15 protein-coding genes are annotated in these 24,992 nt (G+C 70.9%); 4 read left to right on the top strand and 11 right to left on the bottom strand.

The features are described from left to right. Positions 1-4: 4 nt before the first annotated feature. The 6 genes from entS to QJS31_RS05215 all read right to left on the bottom strand — a co-directional run bounded on the left by entS (position 5) and on the right by QJS31_RS05215 (position 13,515). On the bottom strand, positions 5-1,228 hold the full coding sequence (gene entS, locus QJS31_RS05240) for an enterobactin transporter EntS (protein WP_306356048.1): 1,224 nt from the start codon (positions 1,226-1,228) through the stop codon (positions 5-7). Continuing rightward, the gene (locus QJS31_RS05235; RefSeq protein WP_306356047.1) at positions 1,225-2,223 is read right to left on the bottom strand and encodes an ABC transporter substrate-binding protein; all 999 of its coding nucleotides are present in this window, start codon (positions 2,221-2,223) and stop codon (positions 1,225-1,227) included. The genes entS and QJS31_RS05235 overlap by 4 nt, the downstream gene beginning before the upstream one ends. A 38-nt stretch (positions 2,224-2,261) precedes the next feature. Continuing rightward, the gene (locus tag QJS31_RS05230) at positions 2,262-10,442 is read right to left on the bottom strand and encodes a non-ribosomal peptide synthetase (protein WP_306356046.1); all 8,181 of its coding nucleotides are present in this window, start codon (positions 10,440-10,442) and stop codon (positions 2,262-2,264) included. 123 nt (positions 10,443-10,565) lie between these two features. Beyond that, a complete protein-coding gene (locus QJS31_RS05225) occupies positions 10,566-11,405 on the bottom strand; it encodes an ABC transporter ATP-binding protein (protein WP_282781335.1) in 840 nt (279 codons plus the stop codon). 11 nt (positions 11,406-11,416) lie between these two features. Beyond that, on the bottom strand, positions 11,417-12,466 hold the full coding sequence (locus QJS31_RS05220) for an iron chelate uptake ABC transporter family permease subunit (protein WP_306356045.1): 1,050 nt from the start codon (positions 12,464-12,466) through the stop codon (positions 11,417-11,419). Further along, complete coding sequence (locus QJS31_RS05215) at positions 12,463-13,515, bottom strand: iron ABC transporter permease (RefSeq protein WP_306356044.1); 1,053 nt, start codon at positions 13,513-13,515, stop codon at positions 12,463-12,465. Before QJS31_RS05215 ends, QJS31_RS05220 begins: the two co-directional genes overlap by 4 nt. 342 nt (positions 13,516-13,857) lie before the next feature. On the opposite strand from QJS31_RS05215, the gene QJS31_RS05210 reads away from it, so the two are divergent. The 3 genes from QJS31_RS05210 to QJS31_RS05200 all read left to right on the top strand — a co-directional run bounded on the left by QJS31_RS05210 (position 13,858) and on the right by QJS31_RS05200 (position 16,268). Further along, positions 13,858-14,496 (top strand): MspA family porin, encoded by a 639-nt coding sequence (locus QJS31_RS05210; protein WP_029931915.1) that lies wholly within the window; start codon positions 13,858-13,860, stop codon positions 14,494-14,496. A 65-nt stretch (positions 14,497-14,561) separates the two neighbouring features. Next, positions 14,562-15,227, top strand: coding sequence for an MspA family porin (locus tag QJS31_RS05205; protein WP_029931914.1), 666 nt, complete (start codon positions 14,562-14,564; stop codon positions 15,225-15,227). Between the two features lie 228 nt (positions 15,228-15,455). Then, the gene (locus QJS31_RS05200) at positions 15,456-16,268 is read left to right on the top strand and encodes a DUF4389 domain-containing protein (RefSeq protein WP_306356043.1); all 813 of its coding nucleotides are present in this window, start codon (positions 15,456-15,458) and stop codon (positions 16,266-16,268) included. Here QJS31_RS05200 and QJS31_RS05195 read toward each other — a convergent pair. The 4 genes from QJS31_RS05195 to hutH are packed head-to-tail and all read right to left on the bottom strand — an operon-like array spanning position 16,265 to position 21,967. After that, the gene (locus tag QJS31_RS05195) at positions 16,265-17,560 is read right to left on the bottom strand and encodes a formimidoylglutamate deiminase (RefSeq protein WP_306356042.1); all 1,296 of its coding nucleotides are present in this window, start codon (positions 17,558-17,560) and stop codon (positions 16,265-16,267) included. The two genes, QJS31_RS05200 and QJS31_RS05195, sit on opposite strands and share 4 nt — an antisense overlap. After that, positions 17,557-18,771: an allantoate amidohydrolase gene (locus QJS31_RS05190; protein ID WP_282785252.1), complete on the bottom strand. Its 1,215-nt coding sequence runs from the start codon at positions 18,769-18,771 to the stop codon at positions 17,557-17,559. Before QJS31_RS05190 ends, QJS31_RS05195 begins: the two co-directional genes overlap by 4 nt. Before the next feature lie 5 nt (positions 18,772-18,776). Next, on the bottom strand, positions 18,777-20,426 hold the full coding sequence (gene hutU, locus QJS31_RS05185) for a urocanate hydratase (protein WP_282785251.1): 1,650 nt from the start codon (positions 20,424-20,426) through the stop codon (positions 18,777-18,779). Further along, complete coding sequence (gene hutH / locus QJS31_RS05180; RefSeq protein WP_306356041.1) at positions 20,423-21,967, bottom strand: histidine ammonia-lyase; 1,545 nt, start codon at positions 21,965-21,967, stop codon at positions 20,423-20,425. The genes hutU and hutH overlap by 4 nt, the downstream gene beginning before the upstream one ends. A gap of 104 nt (positions 21,968-22,071) precedes the next feature. Between hutH and QJS31_RS05175 the strand changes: the two genes are divergently transcribed. Next, positions 22,072-22,860: an IclR family transcriptional regulator gene (locus QJS31_RS05175; RefSeq protein WP_306356040.1), complete on the top strand. Its 789-nt coding sequence runs from the start codon at positions 22,072-22,074 to the stop codon at positions 22,858-22,860. Positions 22,861-22,867: 7 nt separating this feature from the next. Here the strand turns inward: QJS31_RS05175 and QJS31_RS05170 are convergent, their stop codons facing one another. After that, entirely contained in the window at positions 22,868-24,523 is a 1,656-nt protein-coding gene (locus QJS31_RS05170) for a S8 family serine peptidase (protein WP_306356039.1), read from the bottom strand. Positions 24,524-24,992 lie beyond the last annotated feature (469 nt).

Below are 24,992 nucleotides of genomic sequence, written 5' to 3'. Positions count from 1 at the left end.
GGCGCTACTCCTTTCCCAACAGGGGCGCGGCGGCCAGGGCCGTGACCGCGCCGAGTACCAGTACGGACAGCCCGTAGACCACGAGAGCGGTTCCGGGCGCGAAGAATTGGCCAACCAACCCGGCCACCATGGAGCCGACGGCGGTGCCGGTGACGGCCTGCACCATGAGCAGGCCGGACACCCGGCCGCGCAACTCCTCGGGGGCCTGCTGCTGGAGCACGGTGTAGCGCAGCACCATGTTCACCGCGCGGGCCAGGCCGAATCCGGCGAGACCGAGGAAGACCACGGCGGCGTGCGGCGCCAGTCCGGCCACGATGACGCCGAGCGGCATGAGTGCCAGCGAGATCAGCAGGGCACGGCCGGGCCGGGCGCTGCGCCCGATCCAGCCGCTGGTGAGCGAGCCCAGCACCGCGCCCGCACCGGGGGCGGCGTAGAGCAGGCCGAGCGTGGTCGTGCCCGCGTCGAGATCGTGTTCGGCCAGGGCGGGCAGCAGCACCAGCGGGCCGCTCACCAGCATGGCGATCAGCCCGGTCAGCAGTGCGGCGCGAATCGCGAGGTGCCGCATCGCGAACCGAATGCCGATGGCCAGCTCCCGCAGCGGGTGCTGGATCTCGCGGGCCGGGGGCGGCTGCGGTCCGATGGCGCGGATCAGGCCGACCGTGGCCACGGTCGCACCGGCCGCCAGGAAGAACGCCAGCCCCACACCGGTTTTCGCGATCAGTAGACCGGCCACGGCGGGGGTGACCATGGTGCCCAGATCGGAGGTCAGCGCGGTGAGGGCACCGGCGGCGGCCACCTTCTCCCGGCCGACCAGCATGGGGACCAGCGCCATCAGCGCCGAGCCGCTGACGCCACCGGCCAGACCGTCCACCACGCCCGCGGCGTAGATGACGGCCAGGAACGGTTCCGGCAGTAGGGCGTTCAGGCCGAGCGCGAGGAACCCGAGTCCCGCCGCGGTGCGCGACCACTGAATGACGTCGCGGCGGTCGTAGCGGTCGGCGATCACCCCGCCCGCCAGACTTCCGGCGAACAGGGCGACCGCGGTGACCGTGGTGACGCCGGCGACCTGCAGCGAGGAGCCGGTCAGCTGGTAGACCTGCACGGGCAGGGCCACCATGAGCAGCCCGATCCCCAGCACCGATACCAGCCGGGCCGCGAAGGCGCAGCGGAACTCCCGGCTGGCGCGCAGGGGCGAGGTATCGATGAGCAGGCCGCCGACGACTGTCACCGGAAGCGCTCCGCGAGCAGGTCGAGGGTGGCCATCACATTGCGGTAGTCGGGGCGCTGGCTGGTGGCGGGCAGATCGTAGACCTGGCCGGACCGGAAGGCCGGGAGGGTGCCCAGCATCGGATCCTGCTTCAGTTCGTCGATGCTGCGGCCGCCGTCGAGCCGCACGACGAACAGCACGGGAGCGTCGACGACGGTGCTGGTCAGCTCGGGGCTGAACGACACCCAGTCGGCGGCCGCGGGTCGGGTCGGGTTGCCCGCCTTGGCCTCCACCTGTTCGTCCATGGTGAAGCCGACCTCGGTCAGCAGCGCAGCCAGCGGACCACTGGGTGCGATGACCGAGGGCTTGAGATCCTTGCGCGACTGGAAGACCGACACCGCTCCCTGCGGAACCTTGATGCTGGACTTCACCTCGGCGACCTTGTCGTTGTACGAGCTGATCAGCCCCTCGACCTCGGCCGACCGGTTCACCGCGTCGGCGACCGACTTCAGCTGGTCCTGCCAGTTGGTGAGATCCGAGGGCACCAGCACGGTCGGGGCGATGGCGGTGAGCTTGTCGTAGGCGTCGATGGACTGCTGGCCCGGGTAGCCCTGGCCGCCGCCGATGATCAGATCCGGCTGCTGGGAGGCGATGAACTCCAGGTTGATGTCGTCGCCGGAGGGCAGCACCTCGGTGCCCTGCGCCTTGGCGTCGTCCGCCCAGGCGGCCGGGAACTCACCGGGCTTCAGGGTCACGCCGAGTACGCGCGGGTCGGCGGCCTTGACCTTGGCGCCCAGATCGTAGAGGTATCCGGCGAGCGATCCGTTGACCACGACGATGCGCTGCGGATCGGCGGGCACGCTCACCGCACCGCGATCGGTCCGCACCTCGCGGGTGCCGGATGCGCTCGCATCGTCGGAGGCGGAACTGCTACAGCCCGCCACCACCGCGATCAGCGAGAGCAGGAACAGGGCGACGGCGGTGCGGAGGCGGGCCGTCATTCGGTACAGCGACATGGATGGTGTGTTCTTTCTTTTCTTCTTCTGGGGGAGGGTCATGCGCGGATCGCCGGGTCGGCGTCCAGCAGCGCCGCGACCTCGGTCCAGCCGGTCGGGGACACGATGTCGACATGCGAGTAGGGCAGGCGGCGCACCACCAGCCGCGCGCCGTCGGCCAGCCAGCCGGACAGCTGAGCCTCGGCTCGACCCGGCTGGGTGCCGGTGTCGGCGGCGTAGAGGGCCATGGAGCCGTGGTAGCGCGGCGGCGTGGAACGGGTGACCATACCCAGCAGCGCGGTCGCGGCGGTGCGCACGGCGGCGGCGAGTTCCGGTGCGTCCGAAGGGAGTTCGGGCAGCAGCCGGTCCAGCTCGGCAGGGGTGGTGAGCGCCCGCGCGGCCTGCTCGGCGAGGGTGGCCAGCGGATGCGAATCCACCAGGCCCATATAGGCGAGCGACTCCCCCTCGGCCTCGAGGGCAGCCGCCATGGCGTGCACGATATTGCCGCCCAGCGAATAGCCGAGCAGGCGGTACGGTCCGTGCGGCTGGATGCGGCGGACCGTGGCCAGGTAGTGGCGGGCCAGTTCTTCGAGGGTGTCCGCGTGGAAGTCCCGGTCGCGCAGGGTGGGCAGTTGCAGGCCGATGATCGGCCGGTCCGCCCGCAGCAGCCGGGCCAGCGGCCCGAACTGCCAGGCGGTGCCGCCGACCGGATGCACGCAGAACAGCGGCGCGGCCGAACCCCCGGACCGCAGTTCCAGCACGTGGTCCAGGCGGCCGCCGAACAGCGCGAGACCGTCGGCATGGGCGGCGGCGCTGATCGCCGCACGGTCGCTGCCCACAGTTCCTTCCGGCTCGGCACCACCATCGATGCGCCCGGCTCCATCGGTACCGGGTGTTCCGTTGGTACCGGGTGTTCCGACGGTGCCCGGTGCTCCATCGACAACCCCTGGCCCTTCGGTGCCCCCAGCGCTGATTCCGCGCGCGCTCCCGTCGCTACCGCCCGTCATATATGCATCCGCCAGGCCGCCGGGGCCCGCGGTTCCATTGCCGACCACGCCACGATTCGTGCCCGCTGGGACCGGGGCGGGGTGGGAGACCACGGCGACCGGGACAGGCGGGGTGGCGCGGTCCGAATGGTCCGCGAGACCGCCCGCGGCAGCGGGGCCGAGCACCGCGCCGCGCGCGCCGATGCGCAGGGCGAGGGCACGTGCGGTCGGGGCGGCGAAGATGTCGTCCAAGACGGTGTCCATGCCGGTGCGTCGCAGCCTGCCGGTCAGGCGGACGGCGGTGAGCGAATGACCGCCCGCGGCGAAGAAGTCGTCGTCCACGCCGATATCGGGCGCGGACAGCACCGCCGCCATGGCGGCGCGGATATCGCCGAGCAGCGCTGCCTCCGTGTGCGAATCGGTTGCCTGCGCGACGGCAGCGGCCACCACCGACGCGAGCCCGCCCGCAGGTGGGCACTCCGGCTCCCCGGGGAGCTGGGAGGACGCGGCCGTGTTTCCGCCCGCCGCCGCGGATCGGGCTGTGGCCGAACGACTGCTCGGCACCGTGTGCGGGTCTGCGGGCATCGTTGCGCGGCCGGTGCCGCACGTCGCTGCCTCCGCCGCCGGGCCGGAGTTCTCCACCACGCCGGTACCCGCTGTCGGCGCGGATTCCGAGACCGAGCCGGGGTCGCGCGGCACGGCGGCATCCGCTGTCCGCGCGAGACCCGCCGTGCCCGACAGATCGTTTCGTCCCGGAGACTCATGCTCCGCTGCGCCGACGCCGTTCCGAGCGCGGTCCGCACTCTCGCCCGGCGTTTCGTGGGCTGGTGTCCGGCCGCCGGGGACTCCCGGAGCGGTCGAGTCGGCAAGGTCGGCGTCGTAGCTCGGGACCGGCAGGGCCCTGCGGTCGATCTTCTCGCTGGCGGTGCGGGGGATCCGGTCGAGGGCCACGTAGCCGGCGGGGATCATGTACGCGGGGAGGGTGGTTCGCAGTTCGGTGCGGATCGTGTCGGGGTCGAGATCGGCACCGGCGCGCGGGATGAGGTAGGCCACCAGGCGCTGGTCGCCGGGGGTGTCCTCGCGCAGCAGGACCGCCGCCTGCGCCACGCCGGTGCAGGTCGACAGGGCCGCTTCGATATCGCCGAGTTCGATGCGCTGGCCGCGCAGTTTCACCTGGCTGTCGCCGCGGCCGAGGTAGTCGAGTTCGCCGTTCGGGTTCCACTTCACCAGGTCACCGGTGCGGTACATGCGGGCACCGGGGGCGTAGGGGTCGGCGACGAAGGCGGCGGCGGTCAGGTCGGGGCGGGACAGGTAGCCGCGGGCCAGCTGGGCACCGGTCAGGTAGAGCTCGCCGATGGTTCCGGCCGGGACGGGGAGCAGCCGCTCGTCCAAGACGCGGGCCCCGGTTCCCTTGGCGGGCTTGCCGATCGGCACCGATGCGGTATCGGCGTCGGTGGCCTCGTGGTAGGTGATGCACACCGCGGCCTCGGTCGGGCCGTACAGGTTGTGCACCCGTGCGCCGGTCAGTTCCCGTACCCGCCGCGCGGTAGCCGGGGGCAGCGCCTCCCCGCCGGTGATGACGCAGCGCAGATCGGCGCACCCGGCCAGATCGGTCTCCTCGGCGAGCACGGTCAGCATGGAGGTCGTCATCTGCACGACGCTGACCTGCTCGGCGCGCATGAGTTCGGCCTGGTAGTAGGGGTCGCGGTGGCCGTCCGGGCGGGTGAGCACGATCCGCGCGCCGACCAGCAGCGGCAGATACAGCTCCAACAGCGAGGCGTCGAAAATGGGCGGGGTGCGGTACAGCACGGTATCGCCGGGGCCGAAACGCTGCTGCTCCCACAGCCATTCGAAGGTGTTCACAATGGACTCGTGGCTGACTGCCACTCCCTTGGGCACGCCGGTGGAGCCGGAGGTGAACAGCAGGTAGGCGGTATGGGCGGGCCGCAGCGGTGCGATGCGATCGGCATCGCCCAGTTCGGTGTCCGCGAATCCGGCGGTGTCGATATCGTCCAGAGATTCCAGAACCAGCGCCGGAGCGGCGGTGTCGAGTATGCGTTCGCGGCGCTGGGCGGGCTGGTCGGGGTCGACCGGCAGGTAGACGCCGCCGGAGCGCGCGATGGCGTGGGCGGCGACGACCGCGTCGATGGTGCGCGGCATGGTCGACGCCACCACGGTCTCGGGGCCGATACCGCGCGCGATCAGCCAGCGCGCCAGACGATTCGCGCGGGCGTGGAACTCGCCGTGGTCGATCGTGGTGTCCGCGAGCGTCACGGCCGGTGCCGTCGGTGCGACGACGGTCCCCCAGTCCGCGAGCGTGCTGCCCCGCGTTTCCCGCAGAGCCGTCGCGGCGGCCAGCGCCGCCACCGTGGCGGTGGGATCGGTGACCAGAGCGGACAGTACGGCACCGAGGTGCTGGGCCAGGCGTGCCGCCGTCGTATCCGCGACCGCCGCCGGGTCGTGGTGCAGCATCAGACGGAACCGCTCGCCGGGGCGTGCGGTGACCGTGATCGGGAAGTGGGTGAGGCTGTGCACCGCTACGTCCGCGACCCGCACCTCATGGGTGTCGGGTTGGCGCAGGCCCGATTTCGGGAAGTTCTCGAAGACGACGAGGGTGTCGAAGAGTCGTCCGAGCCCGGCAGCGCGTTCGACGGTGGCCAGGCCGAGATAGCCGTGGGCCTGTATGTCGAAGCACGACCGCTGGATCTCACCGAGCTGCGCGGCGAGCGGCCGGTCCGAGTCCAGCCGCACGCGTACCGGCACCGTATTGCTGAACAGCCCAACGGTTCTCTCGACCTCCGGCAGTTCGGCCGGGCGGCCGGAGATGACGGTCCCGAAGACCACATCGGTGCGGCCGACGTACTCGGCGAGCACCATCGCCCATGCGCCCTGTACGAGCGTGCTCATGGTGAGGCCGTGCCGGCGGCCCAACGCCTCCAGGTCGGTGCCCAGGGTCGCGGGTAGGTCGACGTCGCGGCCGACGGCGGGCAAGCGTCGCCCCGCGGGGACACCCACCAGCGTGGGTGCGGGCAACCCGGCCAGGTAGTCGCTCCACCGTTCGACCGCCGTCGCGTTGTCGCGGCCGCCGAGCCAGGCCAGATAGTCACCGTAATACGGTGGGGCGGGCAGATGTCGGTCGTCGCCGTGGTACAGCGCGAGCGTTTCGCGCAGCATGATCGGCACCGACCAGCCGTCGGCGAGCAGATGGTGGGCGATGAGCACCAGTCGGTGCGCGGTATCGGTCAGGCGGATCAGGACGACGCGCAGTAGCGGCGGTTCGGCGATATCGACGGGTTCGGCACCCGCGCGCAACTCCAGTTCGGCGGCGGTCCGCTCGGCGGCCCCGGCCGTGCGGTCGCGCAGGTCCACCACCCGGACGTCGGCCCGCGGCACGGCCGGAACCACCTGGACCGGCTGATCGAAGTCCTCGTAGCGGAAGGCCGCACCCAGATTCGGGTGCCGGGCCAGCATACGCTGGAAGGCCGTCGCCAGCCGGTCCGGGGCGACCGGACCCTCCAGGTCGAATCGCGCCGTCATGGTGTAGACGTCGGCGTCTCCGTCGCGCAGTGCGTGGAAGAGCAGGCCCTCCTGCAAGGGGGACAGCGGCAGTACGTCGGCGATCTCGCCGTAGCGGGCGGTCAGCTCGTCCAGGCTCGTCCGCGGCAGCGTCAGCCCCCGCGCGGGTCGGCCGGGGAGCGCGGCCTCCCCGGCAACCGTTGCGCCGGCGGCGAGTTCGCTCAGCGCCCGGCGGGACAGCAGCTCCTGCGGTGACAGCACGAGCCCGCGCTCACGCAGGCGGCTGCTGACGCTGATGGCGGTGATGCTGTCCCCGCCGACACCGAAGAAGTCCTCGTCCACACTGACGGTGTCGTGACCGAGCGCGGACCCGACCACCTCGCACACCGCGATCTCCGCCGGGGTGGATGGCGGACGGCCGCCGGTGTCGGACGGCGGTTCGGGCAACGCCGCACGGTCGATCTTCCCGTTCACGGTGTGCGGCAGCGCGTCCACCACGACCAGCCGCGACGGCACCATGTGGTCGGGCACCGCATCCGCCAGCCGCGAACGCAGTTCGACCGCGTTCGGCGCGGCCCCGGCCGCGACCGCGTAGCCGACGAGCGTGGGTCGTCCGGAGATCTCACGAATGTCGGCGGCCGCCGCCCGCACCTCGGGCAGCGCCCCGAGCGCGGCCTCGACCTCCCCCAGTTCCACGCGGTGACCGCGGATCTTGACCTGATTGTCGACGCGGCCGACGTACTCGTAACCACGACCGGGCACCCAGCGCGCCCGGTCGCCGGTGCGGTACATGCGCGCGCCCGGCGGTCCGTAGGGGTCGGCGACGAAGCGGTCCGCCGTCACGTCCGCACGGCCGAGATAGCCGCGCGCGAGCTGCGGTCCGGCCAGATACAACTCGCCCACCCGATGGTCGGCGACCGCCTGGAGGGCATTGTCCAGCAGATGGATTCGCGCTCCCCGAACCGGCGCACCGATGGCCGGAAGCGCGCCGTCCACCGGTGCGCTGAGCGCGTCGACGGTGGCCTCGGTCGGCCCGTACAGATTGACCGCCGTGATCCCCGCGCGCTGCACGGCCCGCCACAGCTCCGGCGGGCACGCCTCCCCGCCGAGCGCCAGCAGTCGCGGCCCGATATCGGCCAACCCGTGCTCCAACAGCGCCGCCGCGAAGGTGGGCGTTCCGTCCACGACGTCGATCCCGTCCCGCGCGAAGGCCGCGACCAGTGCGCCGGGATCACGCCGAATCTCACTGTCGTACAGGTGGATACGGTGGCCGTCGAGCAGCCACAGCAACGGATCGAGCGCGGCGTCGAAGGCGAACGACGTCGTATGCGCCACGGCCAGCGGCCGTCCCGCGCGCTCGGCCGTCTCGGCGTACATCCCGGCCCGATGCGCGGCCAGCAGCGCCGCCAACGCCCCATGCTCCACCAGCACGCCCTTGGGCCGCCCGGTCGACCCGGACGTGTAGATCAGGTACGCGCCGTGTCCCGCGTCCGGACCGCCGCTGGGCGACGACGGCTTCCGTGCGCCTGCCCCCGCGCCGACGGCGAGAGCCGACACCGTGCCGTCCTCGGCCGGGGCGACGACGCGTGGAGCGGACCCGGGTGCAGATGCGACCGCCGCCAACGCTCGCGAATCCGCGACCGCCGCCGCGGTGGAGCCCGTACCGCGATCAGCACCCGCACCCACGGTCTCGGGTACGGTCGACTCGGTCCCGGAGGAGCGGTCACTGACCATCCAGGTCGACCCGATCCGGGAGGAGGGGTCCCCCGTCTGCCGGGTCAGCGGTTCGGGGCCGACCCCCGCACCGTCCACACCGTCGGTATCGAATGGAGCGCCCGAGCACCGGTCGAGTTCGTCGTGGAATCCCACGGCGTCGATGTCCACATAACGGCTCGGTGTTCGTCCGTGCTCCGGACACCCTGCACCGGACCCGACGGTTTTCGGGTCGCGAGCGTCGTCCTCGGCCGCTAGCCGGGCCGCCAGGTCGCCCGCGCTGAGCACCAATTCGGGGTCGGCGTCGTCGATGACGGCGCGCAGGCGCGGGAGGGGATGTTCGGGGTCCAGGGGCAGGAAGACGCCGCCCGCACGCCACACCGCGAACATGGCCACCACCAGGTCCGGCGTGCGGGGCAGGGCGATGCCGACCACGGATTCCGGGCCCACTCCCCGGCCGCGCAGCCAGCGGGCGAGGCGGTTCACCCGGATGCCGAATTCGGCTGCTGTCCACGGGTTCTCATGCGGTTGTCCGCTGCCCGCCGCGAGTACGACGGTGTCGGGTCGCTCGGCCACCAGACGCTCCAGGGCGTCCGGCACCAGTTCGGCGCTGTCGGTCGCCGCCGCGCCGGACCGGGCGGCCAGCAGCCGGGCGCGCTCCGCCCGCGCGATGAGTTCCAGCGCCCCGACCGCGGGTTTGCCACCGCCGGTGAAGGCGTCGATCACCCGAACCAAGCCGTCGATGCGCCGCCGCACATCCTCCGGATCATTGGTGCGCGCATCGGGTTCGAAGCCGAGCAGCACCGTGCCGTCGGGCAGCGGGGTGACGGTCAGGCCGAGGTCCTCCGGCGGCCCGCCGGCCACATTGCGCAGGACGCCGCGCGCACCGTCGAAGTCCAGTGCGAAGTCGAAGACCTTGAGGTTGATGCCGACGCCGTGCAGCAGCTCGCCCGCACCGTAACCGTGGAAGTCGCGGGCCAGATCGTCGCCGCTGTAGCGCTGGTGCGCCCGCACCGCACGCAACGCCTCGGCCACGCGCGGCCCGAGATCGCTCAGGCGGTCGTCGGCGCGCACGGGCAGGCGCAGCGGCAGCACGTTCACGGCCATGGCCGGGGTCGTCAGGGCGGCCCGGCCGACTCGGCCCATGAGCAGCATGGAGATCACCACATCGGAGGTGCCGAGCTGCCGGTTCAGGAAGGCCGCGTAGCTCGCCACCAGTACATCCGCCCAGGTGATGCCGTAGTTCTCCGCGCATTCACGCAGCCGGGCCAGCGTTTCGGCCGACAGCACGGCCTCGGCGCGCAGGGTGCGCTCCACCGCTCCGCCCACGTGACGACCGCGGCCGTCGAGATCGGGCCACGGGGTGAGCTGATCGCGCCAGAACCGGCGGTCGAGTTCGAATTGCGCACCGGCGCGGTACTCCCGCTCCTCCGCCACCAGCGCGGCGATGGTGCCGAAAGTGGGCTTGGGCGCGGGCTTTCCGCGCCGCAGCGCGGTGTAGTGCGCGGCCACCCGACGCGAGAGCAGGGCCGCGCTGTAACCGTCCACGATGAGGTGGTGGTAGAGCTGCACGCACCACACCTGGCAGTCGGTGACCCGGATGAGCGTGTAGTTGTACAGCTGCCGGTCCACCATGGCGCGGCAGTCCTCGGCGGCGCGCTGCCGTTCGAGGGCCACCGCCTCGTGGGCCAGCGCCACGGGTTCGGCGGCGGCGCGCAGGTCGATGGTCGGCCGCAGCACGGCCTCGGCATCGGTGACGAACTGCCGTGGCCCCTCGGCGGTTTCCCGGAAGCGCAACCGCATGTTCTCGGCCTCGGCCACGGTGCGACGGATGGCCTCGGCGAGCAGTTCGACATCGACGGGAGCGTCGCCGGTGATCTCCAGCACCTCGCCGACCAGGTAGCGGTCCGAGTCGGGATCGAAGCGCTGAGCGTTCCAGATGCCCAGCTGCGGTCCGGTCAGCGGCAGTCCGAGAGAGGTTCTCGCATCGTTCCGCTCCACCGACACCACGGCAACTCCCTTCATCAGCAACAACATTCGGCCCGCACCACCCCTGCGGACGTCCCACCAAAAGACAACTGAAGTAGGTTAGCCTAACTTAAGTTGGAGTGGGGAAGCTTCGTCTCGACGCACCCCGACCGGCGGTCGTCAACCGATTCGGGCCGCGTCGCGCGCCAGTGGAACGACCAGCGGCGCACCGGTTTCCGGATCGTCGATCACCCGGCAGCCGAGCGAGAAGACCTCCCGCACCAGCTCCGCCGTGACGATCTCACCGGGCGGTCCGGCGGCGACCACGCGCCCGTCCCGCATGGCGATGAGGTGATCGGCGTAGCGGAAGGCGTGGTTCAGGTCGTGCAGCACCGCCACCACAGTGCGACCGGATTCCCGATTCAGCGCCCGGCACAGATCCAGCAGGTGAATCTGGTGGGCGATATCCAGGTAGGTGGTGGGTTCGTCCAGCAGGATCACCGGCGTGTCCTGCGCCAGCACCATGGCGATCCACACCCGCTGCCGCTGCCCGCCGGACAGTTCGTCCACCGGGCGCGCGGACAGTTCGGTCACGCCGGTGGCGGCCATGGCGGCGGCGACGGCCTCGGCGTCGGCTCGCGACCACTGCCGCAGCAGCGACTGATGCGGATAGCGGCCACGTGCCACCAGATCCGCCACTCGGATGCCGTCGGGCGCGGTGGAGGTCTGCGGCAGCAGGCCGATGCGCCGCGCCACCTCTTTGGCCGGATACGACGCGATCGCCTTGCCGTCCAACAGCACCGCGCCGTCCTCGGGCTTCAGCAGCCGGGCCAGCGCCCGCAGCAGCGTGGACTTACCGCAGGCGTTGGGGCCGATGATGACGGTGAACGTCCCATCCGGAATATCCACCGAGAGCCCGTCACTGATCACGCGGCCGCCGTAGCCGAGCCGAACCCGGTCCGCGCGCAGCCGCGCCGCGGCGGCGGCTGATTCCCCAGCGGTATCGGCGGTTTCGTTCATCGTCGCTTCCTCTAGTTCCGTCGCGCCTCGGCCACCAGCAGATAGGCCAGGTACAGTCCGCCGATCGAGACGGTGACGACGCCGACCGGAAGCGTGGTGGGGGCGAAGGCACGCTGGGCGATCCAGTCGCAGGCGACCAGCAGCAGCGCACCCATGGCGGCGGCCGGGGCGAGCGCGGTGGACGGGGTGCGCGCCAGGCGGCGACCCAGTTGCGGCGCGGCCAGGGCCACGAAGGCGATCGGTCCGGCGACGGCGGTGGCGGTCGCGGTGAGCGCCACGCTCAGCACGATCAGCAGCATGCGGGCCCGGCCCACTCGAATCCCGAAGGCGTGGGCCAGATCATCGCCCAGTTCCAGCGTGCGCAGCCGGGGCGCGGCCGGAAACACGGCGACGGTCAGGACTGCCAGGATGGCCAGTGCCGGACCGACCTGGGGCCAGGACAGGCCGTTCAGGGAACCCGCGCCCCAGGCGGCAGCCGACATGGCCGCGTGCAGATCGGCCCGCAGGATCAGCCAGGTGTTGACCGAGGCCAGCATGGCGCTCACGCCGATGCCCACGATGATCAGCCGGAAGCCGCTGACATGATGGCGGAAGGCCAGCAGTTGAATGGCCAGCGCCGCACCGAGACCGCCGAGCAACGCACCGGCCGCGGTCTGGAAGCTGCCGCCGCCCAGGGTGAGCATGACGATCAGCGCACCGGTGTAGGCCCCGGTGTTGAATCCCACGATATCCGGACTGCCCAGCGGATTCCGGGTCACCGATTGCAGGATCGCGCCGCTCACGCCCAAGGCCGCGCCGAGCGCCAGCGCGAGCAGCACCCGTGGGAATCGCCACTCCCACACCACGAGTCGGTCGAAGCGGTTGTCACCGACGAACAGGGCGCGCACCACCCGATCCGGTGGAATGGCGTAATCGCCCGTGCCCAGGGCCAGTACGGCCACACCCAGCGCCACGGCCAGCAGCACCGCGCACACCACGACGGTGCGCAGCCCCATCCGGACGCTGCGGCCGCGGGCGCGCACCACCAGGGTGGTGCGGCCGAAGTCGATCGCCGTGCTCATGCCGCACCCGCCCGGGCGCGACGGGCCAGCCAGATGAGCACCGGTGCGCCGAGGAAGGCGGTCACCAGACCCGCCGGGACCTCGTCACCGGGAATGAGGATGCGGCCCAGTACATCCGCGCCCAGCACCAGGGTCGGCGCGAGCAGCAGCGAGTAGGCGATGATCCATCGCTGGTCGGGGCCCACGATCCAGCGCGCGATGTGCGGGACCGCCAGGCCGATGAAGGTGATGGGACCGACGGCGGCTGTCGCGGTGCCGCACAGCAGGGTCAGGGCCGCGGCGGTGAGCAGCCGGGTGCGGGTGACGCGCACGCCCAGTGAATGGGCCAGATCGTCGCCGAGGGCGACGGCATTGAGCGACCGGGCGGCGATGACGGCGGCCACCAGTCCGACGGCGATGAAGGGCGCGGCACCGGCGATGATGTCGTAGCCTCGCCCGGTCAGCGATCCGGAATCCCACTGGCGCATCTCGTCGAAAGCCTTGGCGTTCAGCAGGATCAGTCCCTTGGTCAGGCCGGTCAGCACCGCGGTGACCGCCACGCCCGCCAGGGTCAGGCGCACCGGATCCGCCCCCTGCCTGCCCGCGGTGCCCAGGCGGTACACCACCAGCGCGATGAGCGCGGCACCGATGAAGCCGAACCACACGTAGGAGGCGAGCTCGGTGACACCGAGGAAGGCGACCGCGACGGTGATCGCGAAGGCGGCCCCGGCATTGATGCCCAGCAGCCCCGGATCGGCGAGCGGATTGCGGGTGAGTCCCTGCATCAGGCAGCCCGCGACGCCGAGCGCGACGCCCGCCAACAGCCCGAGCAGGGTGCGCGGCAGCCGGTACTCGGTGACGATCAGCCGGTCCGGCGAGTCGCCGCCGTGCCACAGGGCTGCCCAGAATTCGCCCACGGCAATGGCTTTCGCTCCGACGAGCAGGCTGAACAGGCAGACGAGCGCTAGCACCGCACCCGCCGCGAGCCAACCCCGCCAGTGCCGGGTGGGCGCGGCGACGATTGCCGGAGCATCGCTGGCCGTGCTGAGGCTTTCTCGCGGTCTGTCCATCGGGGCTTTCTCATCAGCGCGTCAGTGCAGGTCACGCGGCACGTCAACGACTCCGGTCACATCAAGCGAGGTTAGCCTAACCTACAAACCGGGGGATTTGTCCAGCCGCGCGAATGCCGGGGAGCAGTACGGCCAATACCCTCCTTCTTAGCGAACTCATTTGCCCACCAGGGATTTTCGCCACAGCACTGTGATACATCCCATATTTTTACACCGTACGAGCCCTATTCCCGGTCCTGGTGGTGGTAGTCCTTCCCACTGCTAGACGCGAGTCGGTTCCCGGTCGCTGCGAGTTGTCCGAGAACGCGATTCGATTCACCCACCTGATGAGGAAATCCCACGATGCGAAAACTCCTTGCTGCCTCCGCGCTGGCAACCGCCGCCCTCGGGCTGGCCAGCGGTACGGCGACCGCCGACACCTTCGTCCCGCTGCCGGACGGTGAGACGGTCGGACCCGGCGTGACCATCAAGCGGGTCGCGGAGAGCGCCCTGATCTCGCCGTCCATGGCTGCCAACGGCGCCGGACGCGTGGCCTGGGTGAGCGGCACCGTACTCGCCGACGTGACCGAAACCCCCAAGGGCGACCCCAAGCCCTTCGTCGGCGGCAGCGGTGCGCCGGGTACCAACAACTCCTCGACGCACGGCTCCTCGCGCATCAACACCGGCTACATCATCGGCTGCCAGGTCAGCATCGCCGACAACGCCATCTCCGCCGGCGTCTCCGGCGGCATCACCACCACCGGCATGAACGCCGGTGGCTCCATCTCGGTGAAGATCGGCCCCGGCGAGGTCAAGTTCGTCGGCGTCGAGGGCTTCGACATCGTCGAGGCGGGCCAGTACCACGTCAGCTACAAGGATGTGGAACTCCAGATCCAGGGCTGCGCCGGATACGCACAGGCGCGCGCCTACACCGTGGTCGAGATCATCGGCACCAACTACTCGAAGACCACCCTCTACGGGGCTCCGTTCAGCATCGGCTGACACCGGCCGTCTTCGTCGATCCCCCTCGTGCTGAACAGCATTCACGCTCCGAAAGAGACATCATCATGACCATCCTGAAGAAAGCCGCCGCCCGCCTGGCCGGTGTCGCGGCGACCGCCACCGTCGCGCTGGGCCTGTTCTCCCCGGGTGCCGCGCACGCCGACACCTTCATCCCGCTGCCCGGCGGTGAGATCACCCAGACGCTGCCCGACGGCACCGCCGTCACCATCCGGCTGGTGAACGAGTCGGTCAATATCAACCCGTCCATGGGTGCCACTCCGCTGCACCGCAATGTGTGGGCGTCCGGCCGGGCCGAGGTGGAGATCCACGGCGAGCACAAGTACTCGAAGATCTACCCCGGCTACGTGGTCGGCTGCCAGGTCGACATCAGCGGCGGCAACGGCACCGGTGGTGCGAACGCCGCCACCACCTGGGAGGGCAAGGGCAGCGGCGGGGTCAGCACCGGCGGCAACCTGACGCTGGGCCCCGGCCAGGCGTCCACCTTCTGGCTGCTCGACCTCGAGGGTCCGGATGCCTACGGTGAGAAGAGCTACCTGCGCGGCTTCAAGTTCACCGAGCAGCAGGCGTCGGTGAACTGGAAGGACTCCACGCTCGGCCTGTCCGGCTGCGCCGGATACGCCCAGGCCCGCGCCTTCGTCGGCGTCGAGGTGACCACCAAGTTCGGCCGTTCCGAGCTGCGCCTGTGGGGCCAGCCGTTCAGCCTCGGCTGACCAGACGGCCCTGGCGCGGCCGCGGTCCCACCCGAATCCCACGGGCGGGACCGCGGCCGCACCTGTGATCCCATCGAAATCGAGGTAGCACCGGCGGCTCTCGAATGAGACCATGTCAGCGTCACTCGGAGGCGTCCGGGGGTTTCGCACCACCCGGCTAGCGAATTCTGGGCTACATTCGCCTGAATCGAAGAACGCACCGACTACGTCGACCCGGGAGGTCCCGTCATGACTGGCCCCGAAAACTATCCCGCCCCCGAAACCGGAGTTCCGGGCAAGGAACCCACTGTCGATCTGGATATCTTTCCACCGGAACAGCATTCACGCCTCACCGTGTTGCTGCGCCTGCTGCTGATCATTCCGCAGGCCATTGTCGTCTGGCTGCTGGGGCTGGCCGCGATCGTCGTCGTGATCTGCGGCTGGTTCGGTGCGCTCGTGCTCGGCCGCCTGCCCGACTGGTGCACGGAGTTTCTGCGTGGCTACTTCTCCTACACCACTCGGGTCTACGGCTACGGCATGCTGCTGGTGGACGACTACCCGCCCTTCGCCCGGAATCCGACCGACTATCCGGTCCGCGTGCTGTTCCACGCGCCGACCGAACTGAACCGGCTGACGGTGCTGTTCCGCCTGATTCTGGCCATCCCGATCCTGATCTTCGCCAGCTGGCTGACCACCGGGTGGACGGTCATCGCCTTCTTCATCTGGCTCATCGTCCTCATCACCGGCCGCATGCCGCAGCCGGTGTTCGAGGCCACCGCCGCGGTGATCCGCACGCAGCTGCGCACCAGCGCCTACGCCTATCTGCTCACCCCCACCTATTTGAAGGGGCCCTTCGGTGACGGCACGCAGCCCACCGATCCGGTGCTCGCCGCCGCGCAGCCGCCGGTCGCCTCCCCCACCCGACCGCTGTGGGTTTCGCAGGGCGGCAAGATCCTGCTCATCGTCATTCTGGTGCTGGGCATTCTGGCCAGCATCGGCCAGTCCGTCGCCCAGCCCGGCTACGACGACACCGATACGGTCGACACGTCACAGGCCGACTAGGTCGTCAGCGCGGCGATTTCGGCGGCGAGTGCCGCCGCGATATCGGTGACGTCGCGGTGCACTCGCCCACGGACCACCCACCGGCCCGCGACCATCACATCGGTGACATCGGAAGCGGTTGCGGCGCACAGGGTCCCAGCGCCATCCGCACCCGCCGTACGCGGCGAGCCGGTATCGACGACCACCAGGTCGGCATCCCGCCCGGGTGCGATCTCCCCCGGCCCGAACCAGCCCGAGGCGGCGTGCCCGGTGGCGGCGGACAGCAGTTCCACGGGCTCGAAGCGGCCTCGGCGACCGGCGGCCAGGCGTTCGTGCCATTCCAGCGCCCGGGTTTCGAACCACGGATCGACCACCGCGTTCGAATCGCTGCCCAGGCACAGCCGCACCCCGGCGTCCGCGAGCCGCCGTGCGGGGCCGATACCGTCGCCCAGATCGGATTCCGTACTGGGACACAGGCATACCCAGCTCCCGGCCAGCGCGGTGATGTCGGCGGGTTCCAGATGGGTGGCGTGGACGGCCACCGTGCGGGGCGTCCACGCACCGGCCGAGGCCAGCAGTTGCGTGGGAGTGCATCCGTAGCGTTGGCGGCATTCCGCGTTCTCGCGCGGCTGTTCGGAGAGATGCACGTGCAACGGGCGGTCCGCGGCCGCGGCCACCACGATGGGCAGCTGGTCGACCGGGACGGCCCGCACGGAATGAATCGCGGCTCCGGTGACGACGAGACCGGCCGCCGGACGGAAGGATTCGACGCGTCGCGCCCAGGCGTCGGCATCGCCGTCGTCGAACCGCCGCTGCGCACCGGCGGTGGGCTGCTCGAAGCCGCCCGCCAGATAGCACACATCGAGCAGGGTCAACCGGATTCCGGCGTCGGCGGCCGCGGCGACCAGCGCGTGGGAGAACTCGTTGGGATCGGCGTAGCGCTGCCCGCCGCCGGGATGGTGCAGGTAGTGGAATTCGGCGACGCTGGTGTAGCCCGCCGACACCATCTCCGCGTACACCGCACGAGCCAGCCGGTAGTAGGAATCCGGTTGCAGCCGTTCGGCCAGCGCGTACATGCGGTCGCGCCACGTCCAGAAGCTGCCGCGATCGTCATGGGTGCGCCCGCGCAGAGCACGGTGGAAGGCGTGTGAGTGGGTGTTCGCGAAGCCGGGCACCACCAGGCCGGACAGCACCGTCCCGGCGCGCGGCGCGCCGGTGGACACCGCGGTGATGACGCCGTCGGCCACCTCGACGCGCACGCCGTCCGCGACGCCGTCGGGCAGCCACGCCCGCTCGCACCAGTACGTGGTCATGCGGCGAGGTCCCGTAGCACGCGAGCCAGTTCCACTGTCCCGTAATCGATATCGGCGGGTTCGGCGAACTCCTCCGGCGCATGGCTGATACCGGTGGGGTTGCGCACGTAGAGCATCGCCGTGGGCACGAAGGGGGCCAGCACGGCGGCATCGTGCCCGGCTCCGGTCGGCAGCATCGGCGCGCCGCCGAGCAGCGCGCCGAGCCGATCCCGCAGGGCCGGATCGAAATCGGCGGTGCCCTCGAAGGACTGCTCGCGCACCTCGACCGTGCAACCCTCGAGTTCGGCCGCCGCGCGGGCCGCGTCGGTGATCTCGGCGACCAGATCGCGCACACTGCCCGGCTCGGGCAGTCGCGCGTCCAGCCAGACGTCGACCTGGGACGCGATCACATTGGTACCGCCCGGGGTCGGCGTCAGCCGCCCCACGGTGGCCCGGGCCTCCGGTACGGCCGCGGCACACTGCCGCACCGCCAGCACCAGCTGGGCCGCGGCCACCATAGGATCGCGGCGGTCGGCCATGAGCGTGGTGCCGGCGTGATTGCCCTGGCCGGTGAAGCGGAACCGCCAGCGCCCGTGCGGAATGATATTGCTGCCCACGGCCAGGGGCGCGTCCAGGTACACCAGGCCGCGCCCCTGTTCCACGTGCAGTTCCACGAATGTGCCGATGCGGCCGAGAGTTTCGTCGTCGCGGCCGAAGTGCTCCGGACGCGCTCCGGCGGCGCGGGCGGCCTCGGCGAAGGTGGTGCCGTCCGCATCGCGCAGGGCCAGCGCCTCCGGAGCGGCCAAGGTGCCGGTGAGCAGCCGAGAACCCAGGCACGGCACCCCGAAGCGGCCGCCCTCTTCCTCGGCGAACACCACGATGGCGAGCGGACGCCGCGGTGTGAATCCCTGTGCGCGCAGCAGATCGACGGCGGCCAGCGCGCTCACCACGCCCAGCGGACCGTCGTAGGCCCCGCCGCCCGGGACCGAGTCCAGGTGGCTGCCGGTGACCACGGCATCCGGTCCGGGTGTGCCGAACCAGGCCCACAGGTTGGCGTTTCGATCGGTGTGCACCGCCAGGCCGCGCGCCCGGGCGGCGGCGGTGAACCACTCGCGCAGTGCGCCGTCGGCGGCGGTGAAGACATGCCGCGAATAGCCACCGCGCACGGCGTCCGCGCCGATCCGTTCGATCTCTGCCAGCAGGGCGTTGGCCGCGGGCGTCTGCACGCTCACCGGGATCACCGCTCCCACAACGGGATTCGCACATCGCGGGCGCGCGCCACCTCGTCGGCCTCCGGGTAACCGGCGTCCACGTGACGCAGCACGCCCATCCCGGGGTCGTTGCTCAGCACCCGCTCGATCTTCTGCGCCGCGAGTTCGGTGCCGTCCGCGACGGTGACCTGCCCGGCATGGATGGACCGGCCCATGCCCACGCCGCCGCCGTGGTGAATGGACACCCAGCTCGCGCCGGAGGCGGTGTTGACCAGGGCATTGAGCAGCGGCCAGTCGGCGATGGCGTCGGAGCCGTCGGCCATGGCCTCGGTCTCGCGGTACGGCGAGGCCACCGAACCGCAGTCCAGGTGGTCGCGGCCGATCACGATGGGCGCGGACACCTCGCCGCTGGCCACCATTTCGTTGAAACGCAGCCCGGCCAGGTGCCGTTCGCCGTAACCGAGCCAGCAGATACGAGCGGGCAGCCCCTGGAACTCCACCCGCTCCCCCGCCAGGCGAATCCAGCGGGCCAGGGATTCGTTGTGCGGGAACAATTCCAGGATGGCGCGGTCGGTGGCGGCGATATCGGCCGGATCGCCGGACAGGGCCACCCAGCGGAACGGTCCCTTGCCCTCGCAGAACAACGGGCGGATATAGGCGGGTACGAAGCCCGGGAAGTCGAATGCGCGCTCGTAACCGGCGAGCTGCGCCTCGCCCCGAATCGAGTTGCCGTAGTCGAACACCTCGGCCCCGCGATCCAGGAAGCCCACCATCGCGCCGACGTGGGCGGCCATGGATTCGCGGGCGCGGCGGGTGAATTCGTCGGGCTTGCGCGCCGCGTAGTCGTCCCAGTCCTCGAGCGCCACCCCGATCGGCAGATAGGTGAGCGGGTCGTGCGCCGAGGTCTGGTCGGTGACCACGTCCACCTCGATCTCGCGGCGCAGCAGTTCCGGCAGCACCTCGGCGGCATTGCCGATGACGGCGACCGACAGCGGCCGCCGCTCGCGTGTGGCGGCCAGCACCCGGTCCAGCGCATCGTCGAGATCGGACGCGATCTCGTCGAGGTAGCGCGTCTCCACCCGCCGCTGCGCGTGTGCCGGATCGCATTCGATACACAGCGCCACACCGTCGTTCATGGTGACGGCCAGCGGCTGCGCACCGCCCATGCCGCCCAGGCCCGCTGTGACGGTGAGGGTTCCGGCCAGGCTGCCGCCGAACCGCTTGGCCGCCACGGCCGCGAAGGTCTCGTAGGTGCCCTGCAGGATGCCCTGGGTGCCGATGTAGATCCAGGATCCGGCAGTCATCTGGCCGTACATGGTGAGCCCCAGGGACTCGAGCCGCCGGAACTCCGGCCACGTCGCCCAGTCCGGCACGAGATTGGAGTTCGCGATGAGCACCCGGGGTGCCCATTCATGGGTGCGCAGCACACCGACCGGCTTGCCCGACTGCACCAGCAGCGTCTCGTCCGCGCCCAGATCGGTCAGACAGCGGCCGATGGCGTCGAAACTGGCCCAGTCCCGGGCCGCCTTGCCGGTGCCGCCGTAGACGACGAGATCCTGTGGGCGTTCGGCGACCTCGGGATCGAGGTTGTTGTGCAGCATGCGCAGCGCCGCCTCGGCCTGCCAGGTGCGCGCGGTGAGGTCGCCGCCGCGGGCGGCGCGAATGGTCCTGCTCATGAGTTCGAAGTCCCCTCGTCGAGAATGCGATCGACCGCACCGGCTCGGATCAGCTCCACCGCCGCGGCGATATCCGGAGCGAGATGGCGATCCGGACCCGGCCCAGGTACGTGGGTGCGCACCAGATCCCGTACCGCGCCGGTCACGGGCGCGGGCCGCAGCGGCGCGCGCAGGTCGAGCGCGCGTGCGGCGGTGAGCAATTCGATGGCCAGCACGGTGGTCAGCCCGTCCACGGCGCGGCGCAGCTTGCGTGCGGCCGCCCAGCCCATGGACACATGGTCCTCCTGCATGGCACTGGACGGAATGGAATCCACCGAGGCGGGGGCCGCGCAGCGCTTGAGCTCCGACACCACCCCGGCCTGGGTGTACTGGGCGATCATGTAGCCGGAGTCGACGCCCGGGTCGTCGGCCAGGAACGGCGGCAGGCCGTGCGAGCGATGCACATCGAGCATGCGGTCGGTGCGACGCTCGGCGATGGATGCCACATCCGCGATGGCGATGGCCAGGAAGTCCAGCACATACGCGACCGGTGCGCCGTGGAAGTTGCCGTTGGACTCCACCCGGCCGTCGTCGAGCACCACCGGATTGTCGACGGCCGCGCGCAGTTCCCGCTCGGCCACGGTCTCCGCGTACGCCAGGGTGTCGCGCGCCGCGCCGTGCACCTGCGGGGCGCAGCGCAGCGAGTAGGCGTCCTGCACGCGCGGGCAGTCGTCGCCGCGGTGGCTGGCGACGATCGCCGAATCGGCGAGCGCCGCACGCATATTCGCCGCGGAGACGGCCTGCCCGGGATGCGGGCGCAGGGCCTGGAGATCGGCGGCGAACACCCGATCGGTGCCCAACTGCGCCTCCACGCTCATGGCGGCGGTCAGATCGGCCACATCGAACAGTCGGTGCAGATCGTCGATGGCCAGCACCAGCATGCCGAGCATGCCGTCGGTCCCGTTGGTCAGCGCCAGCCCCTCTTTCTCCGCCAGCACGAGCGGGGTGAGCCCGGCCGCGGCGGCGGCCTCGGCCATGGGGCGCGGGCCGTCCGGACCGTGCACCGAGCCCTCACCCATGAGCGCCAGCGCCACGGCCGCGAGCGGGGCCAGATCACCGGAGCAGCCCAGCGAACCGTACTCCGGCACCACCGGAATCAGGCCGCTGTCCAGCAGCGCCGCCAACGCCCGCGCGGTCTCCGGCCGCACGCCGGTGTGCCCGGACATGAGGGTGCGCAGGCGCAGCAGCATCATGGCCCGCACCACCTCCGCCTCCACCGGGGTGCCCGCGCCCGCGGCATGGGAGCGGATGAGCGAGCGTTGCAGGTCGGTGCGCCGGTCCGGCGGGATATGCCGCAGGGCCAGCGCGCCGAAGCCGGTGGACACGCCGTATACCGGCCGCTCCCCGTGCGCCAGCTCGTCGATATGGCCGCGCACCTTCGCCAGGTGCGCCAGATCCGGTTCGGTGAGCTCCACGCGCGCGCCGTGTCGCGCGACCGCCACCACCTCCGACCGCGTCACAGGGTTCGCGCTCACCAGCACCCGCTGGATTCCGATCGTCATGGGCACCATTCCAGCGCCTCGGGCCGTCGCGATCGAGCACCCCGGGCCGGGTTTTGTCTGGTATTTCAGACAGAATGGACGGCGGACGGGTGAGGTGATGGCGGATGAGCGGTGATATTCCGGCGCTGCGGCGCGGTCTGCGCATCCTCGGACTGCTCGCGCAGCGGCCGCATCCGGTACCCGCCGCGGTGATCGCCCGCGAGCTCGACATCCCCCGCTCGTCCACGTATCAGCTGCTCAACGAGTTGCAGGCGGCCGGGTACGTGGCCTATCTGGCGGCCGAGCGCAAATACGGGCTCGGCATCGGCGCGTTCGAGATCGGTTCGGCCTACCTGCGGCACGATCCGCTCGAGCGGGTGGCGGCTCCGCTGCTGCGCGGCCTGGTCGACGCGGTCGGCTGCACCGGGCACCTCGGCGTCCTGCACGGCAACGAGTCGCTGTACCTCATCGAGCAGCGACCGCCGCGCCCGCAGACCCTGGTCACCGATGTGGGGGTGCGCCTGCCCGCCCATCTCACCGCCACCGGGCGCACCATCCTCGCGCACCTGACGCCGAAACATGTGCGCGCTCTCTTTCCGGGCCCGGCCGCGTTTCCCATGCGTACCTCCCGGGGCCCGCGCGAACTGCGCGCGCTGCGCCACCTGCTGCGCGTGGAGGCCGCACGCGGCTGGGCGGTCGAGGACGGCTACATCACGCCGGGTTTCGCCACCGTCGCGCACGCGGTGTTCGATCACGGCGGGCGGCCCATCGCCGCCCTCGGGCTCACGCTGCGCCACCACTGCCGGGACGAGGCGATCGAATGCGGCCACACCTGGCCGGAGCTGGCCGCCCCGCTGCGCACCGCCGCGGCGGCCGTGACCGCCGCCATCGGCGGCCGTCCTCCGGCCGGGTGAACGCGGTTCAGACCACCGGAACCGGATCGGGCACCGCCGCCTGCGCGGCCTGCACCGCGGCCAGCGCGTTGAGCCTGCCGAAGCCGTACCTGGCACTGTGGCCCGCCGCGTCGTATCCGCCGCCGGAGCTGTCGATGCGATCGCAGGAGCCCTGGAGCAGATCCTTGACCTGCCGCCAGGTCAGCTCCGGACGCACCGACAGCACCAGTGCCGCGACGCCGGCCGCACCCGGGCAGGAGCTCGAGGTGCCGCCGAAGCTGTTGGTGAAATGTCCTGCGGCATCGCCCCATTCGGGATCGCCCGGGTTATAGCCGTCCGCGCCGCGACGATCGACGGTCCAGATGCCCGGGGTGAGAGGGTCGGGATGACCGAAGGGGGCGTGGCCGAAATCGTTGCTGGGGAAGGCACACCACACGGCCTTGCCGAAATCGCTGTAAACGCTGCGCTTTCCGGTGTCGTTGCAGGCCGCGACGGCGATCACGGACGGGTGGCTGGCATAGCCGTCGTTGTCGACGGACTCGTTGCCGTTGCCCGCGGCGAAGCAGATGACGCAGCCCTTGCCGCCGCGGCCCTTGGTGATCGCGTAGTCGATGGCGAGCCGGGTGCTGGCGGGCATGGGCACCACCCGCTGGTGGGCCGGGTCGTCCGGCCGGAACCACAGGCCGTCGGCCGGACCCCAGCTGCACGAGATGACGTCCGCGCCGTGATCGGCCGCCCACTGGAACGCCTGCGCCTCCGCCTGGGAACCGAGTCCCGAGGCCAGGCGAATCGGCATGAGGGCCGCGTCGGGAGCCACCCCGGACGCACCGAGCGCGCCATTGGCGCAGGCCACGCCCGCGCAGGCGGTGCCGTGATTGTCGCCGAAGTCGGGTCCGGTGCCGAACGGGTCCTTCGGTCGCGGATCGTCGGTGCGCAGGGTGGCGTCGCGCGGGGCGACCACCTTGCCGGTACCGGCGAATTCCGGATGGTCGATGTCCACGCCGTCGTCGACGACGGCCACCGTCGCGCCGGAGCCGCGGGTGATGGCATGGGCCGCTTCGACATTCGCGTGCGCGTCCACGGTGACCCCGCCGATGACGGTGGTGCGCAGATGCCACTGCGGGGGAAAGACGGCCTTGCGGGCGCGGCGGCGAATGAGTTCGGGATGGGAGTAGATGACATCGGCGCGGCGCAGCAGCGTGTTCGCGATATCGAAGGTTCGCTGTCCGGTGCCTTCCGGCGCGGCGGCGAAGTAGGCGTTCTCGGCGTAGTCCACCCGCTGTTTGATCGACAGTCCGGCCTCGCGCAGCACGGCCTCGCAGTCGCGTGGATCCGCCTCGTCGACGAACTTCACGAAGATGTTCTCGGTGTACAGCACGGGTTCGTCGCCGACCGGATCCACCAGCACGTGTCCGGCGAAACGCACCTCGGGAGCGGCGTTCAGCCGTGTCTTGCGTTCCTCGACCGACCGGGATCCGGGCGGAATGCGATACACCTCGACCCCCGCCTCGGGGTAGGTCTGCACGAGGCTCGCGTCCTCGAGCACCCCGCTGACGGGCGTGCGCACCGACCCCGCCTGCAACGGCACCCCGCGCCCGTACCGTGCGCGCACCACGATCAGATCCGGACTCTGCTCGAGCTCGAAACCGGGTTCGTCCTTCGTCCCGAAATTCGCGGTAGGCATGATGACTCCCTTTCGCCCTGCAACCCCGGACCCACCGTAGAACCTATCCCCGGCACATCACGGTGTACCGAGTACCCGAGTACTCGATTCGCGGCGGAGACCCGTCGTTACCGGGCGTCCGCTACCGGGCGTCGGGGACGTATCCGGCGTGGTGGGAGAACCGCCCGGGGCGGCGACTGCCCCGGGCGGCGGCGCGGCTACGGGATCAGCAGCCAGGCGAGGAGGTTGTTGATTGCCGAGGTGACGTCGTCGATGAAGCGCGGGATCATAGGTATTCCTCCTTCGTGAAGATGCGTTATGGAGCAAGGTGATTCGTGCGGTGATCGCTATTCGTTGCCGCGCGGCGAAAGGATGGCTACCGGTCGGCATTGGCCGGAAGCCGGTGGCCGACCAGGGCGTTCGGTTTGCAAAAACAACTTCTTTACGGAATCATTACCATCGAGCGAGCCGGGAGGTCTGGACGGAGAAC

This window comes from Nocardia sp. CC213A, from assembly GCF_030766805.1.
GTDB lineage: Bacteria > Actinomycetota > Actinomycetes > Mycobacteriales > Mycobacteriaceae > Nocardia > Nocardia otitidiscaviarum.
Note: the sequence above shows the minus strand (reverse complement) of the source record. Positions and strands in the feature narration are given on the sequence as shown.

Excerpts from the sequence above, each read along its gene's own strand:
- QJS31_RS05215 (WP_306356044.1), bottom strand. The coding sequence starts at position 13,515 with ATGGACAGACCGCGAGAAAGCCTCAGCACGGCCAGCGATGCTCCGGCA.
- QJS31_RS05170 (WP_306356039.1), bottom strand. The coding sequence starts at position 24,523 with ATGCCTACCGCGAATTTCGGGACGAAGGACGAACCCGGTTTCGAGCTC.
- QJS31_RS05210 (WP_029931915.1), top strand. The coding sequence starts at position 13,858 with ATGCGAAAACTCCTTGCTGCCTCCGCGCTGGCAACCGCCGCCCTCGGG.
- QJS31_RS05175 (WP_306356040.1), top strand. The coding sequence starts at position 22,072 with ATGAGCGGTGATATTCCGGCGCTGCGGCGCGGTCTGCGCATCCTCGGA.
- QJS31_RS05195 (WP_306356042.1), bottom strand. The coding sequence starts at position 17,560 with ATGACCACGTACTGGTGCGAGCGGGCGTGGCTGCCCGACGGCGTCGCG.
- QJS31_RS05225 (WP_282781335.1), bottom strand. The coding sequence starts at position 11,405 with ATGAACGAAACCGCCGATACCGCTGGGGAATCAGCCGCCGCCGCGGCG.
- QJS31_RS05235 (WP_306356047.1), bottom strand. The coding sequence starts at position 2,223 with ATGTCGCTGTACCGAATGACGGCCCGCCTCCGCACCGCCGTCGCCCTG.
- QJS31_RS05205 (WP_029931914.1), top strand. The coding sequence starts at position 14,562 with ATGACCATCCTGAAGAAAGCCGCCGCCCGCCTGGCCGGTGTCGCGGCG.
- QJS31_RS05200 (WP_306356043.1), top strand. The coding sequence starts at position 15,456 with ATGACTGGCCCCGAAAACTATCCCGCCCCCGAAACCGGAGTTCCGGGC.
- hutU (WP_282785251.1), bottom strand. The coding sequence starts at position 20,426 with ATGAGCAGGACCATTCGCGCCGCCCGCGGCGGCGACCTCACCGCGCGC.
- hutH (WP_306356041.1), bottom strand. The coding sequence starts at position 21,967 with ATGACGATCGGAATCCAGCGGGTGCTGGTGAGCGCGAACCCTGTGACG.
- QJS31_RS05220 (WP_306356045.1), bottom strand. The coding sequence starts at position 12,466 with ATGAGCACGGCGATCGACTTCGGCCGCACCACCCTGGTGGTGCGCGCC.
- QJS31_RS05230 (WP_306356046.1), bottom strand. The coding sequence starts at position 10,442 with ATGAAGGGAGTTGCCGTGGTGTCGGTGGAGCGGAACGATGCGAGAACC.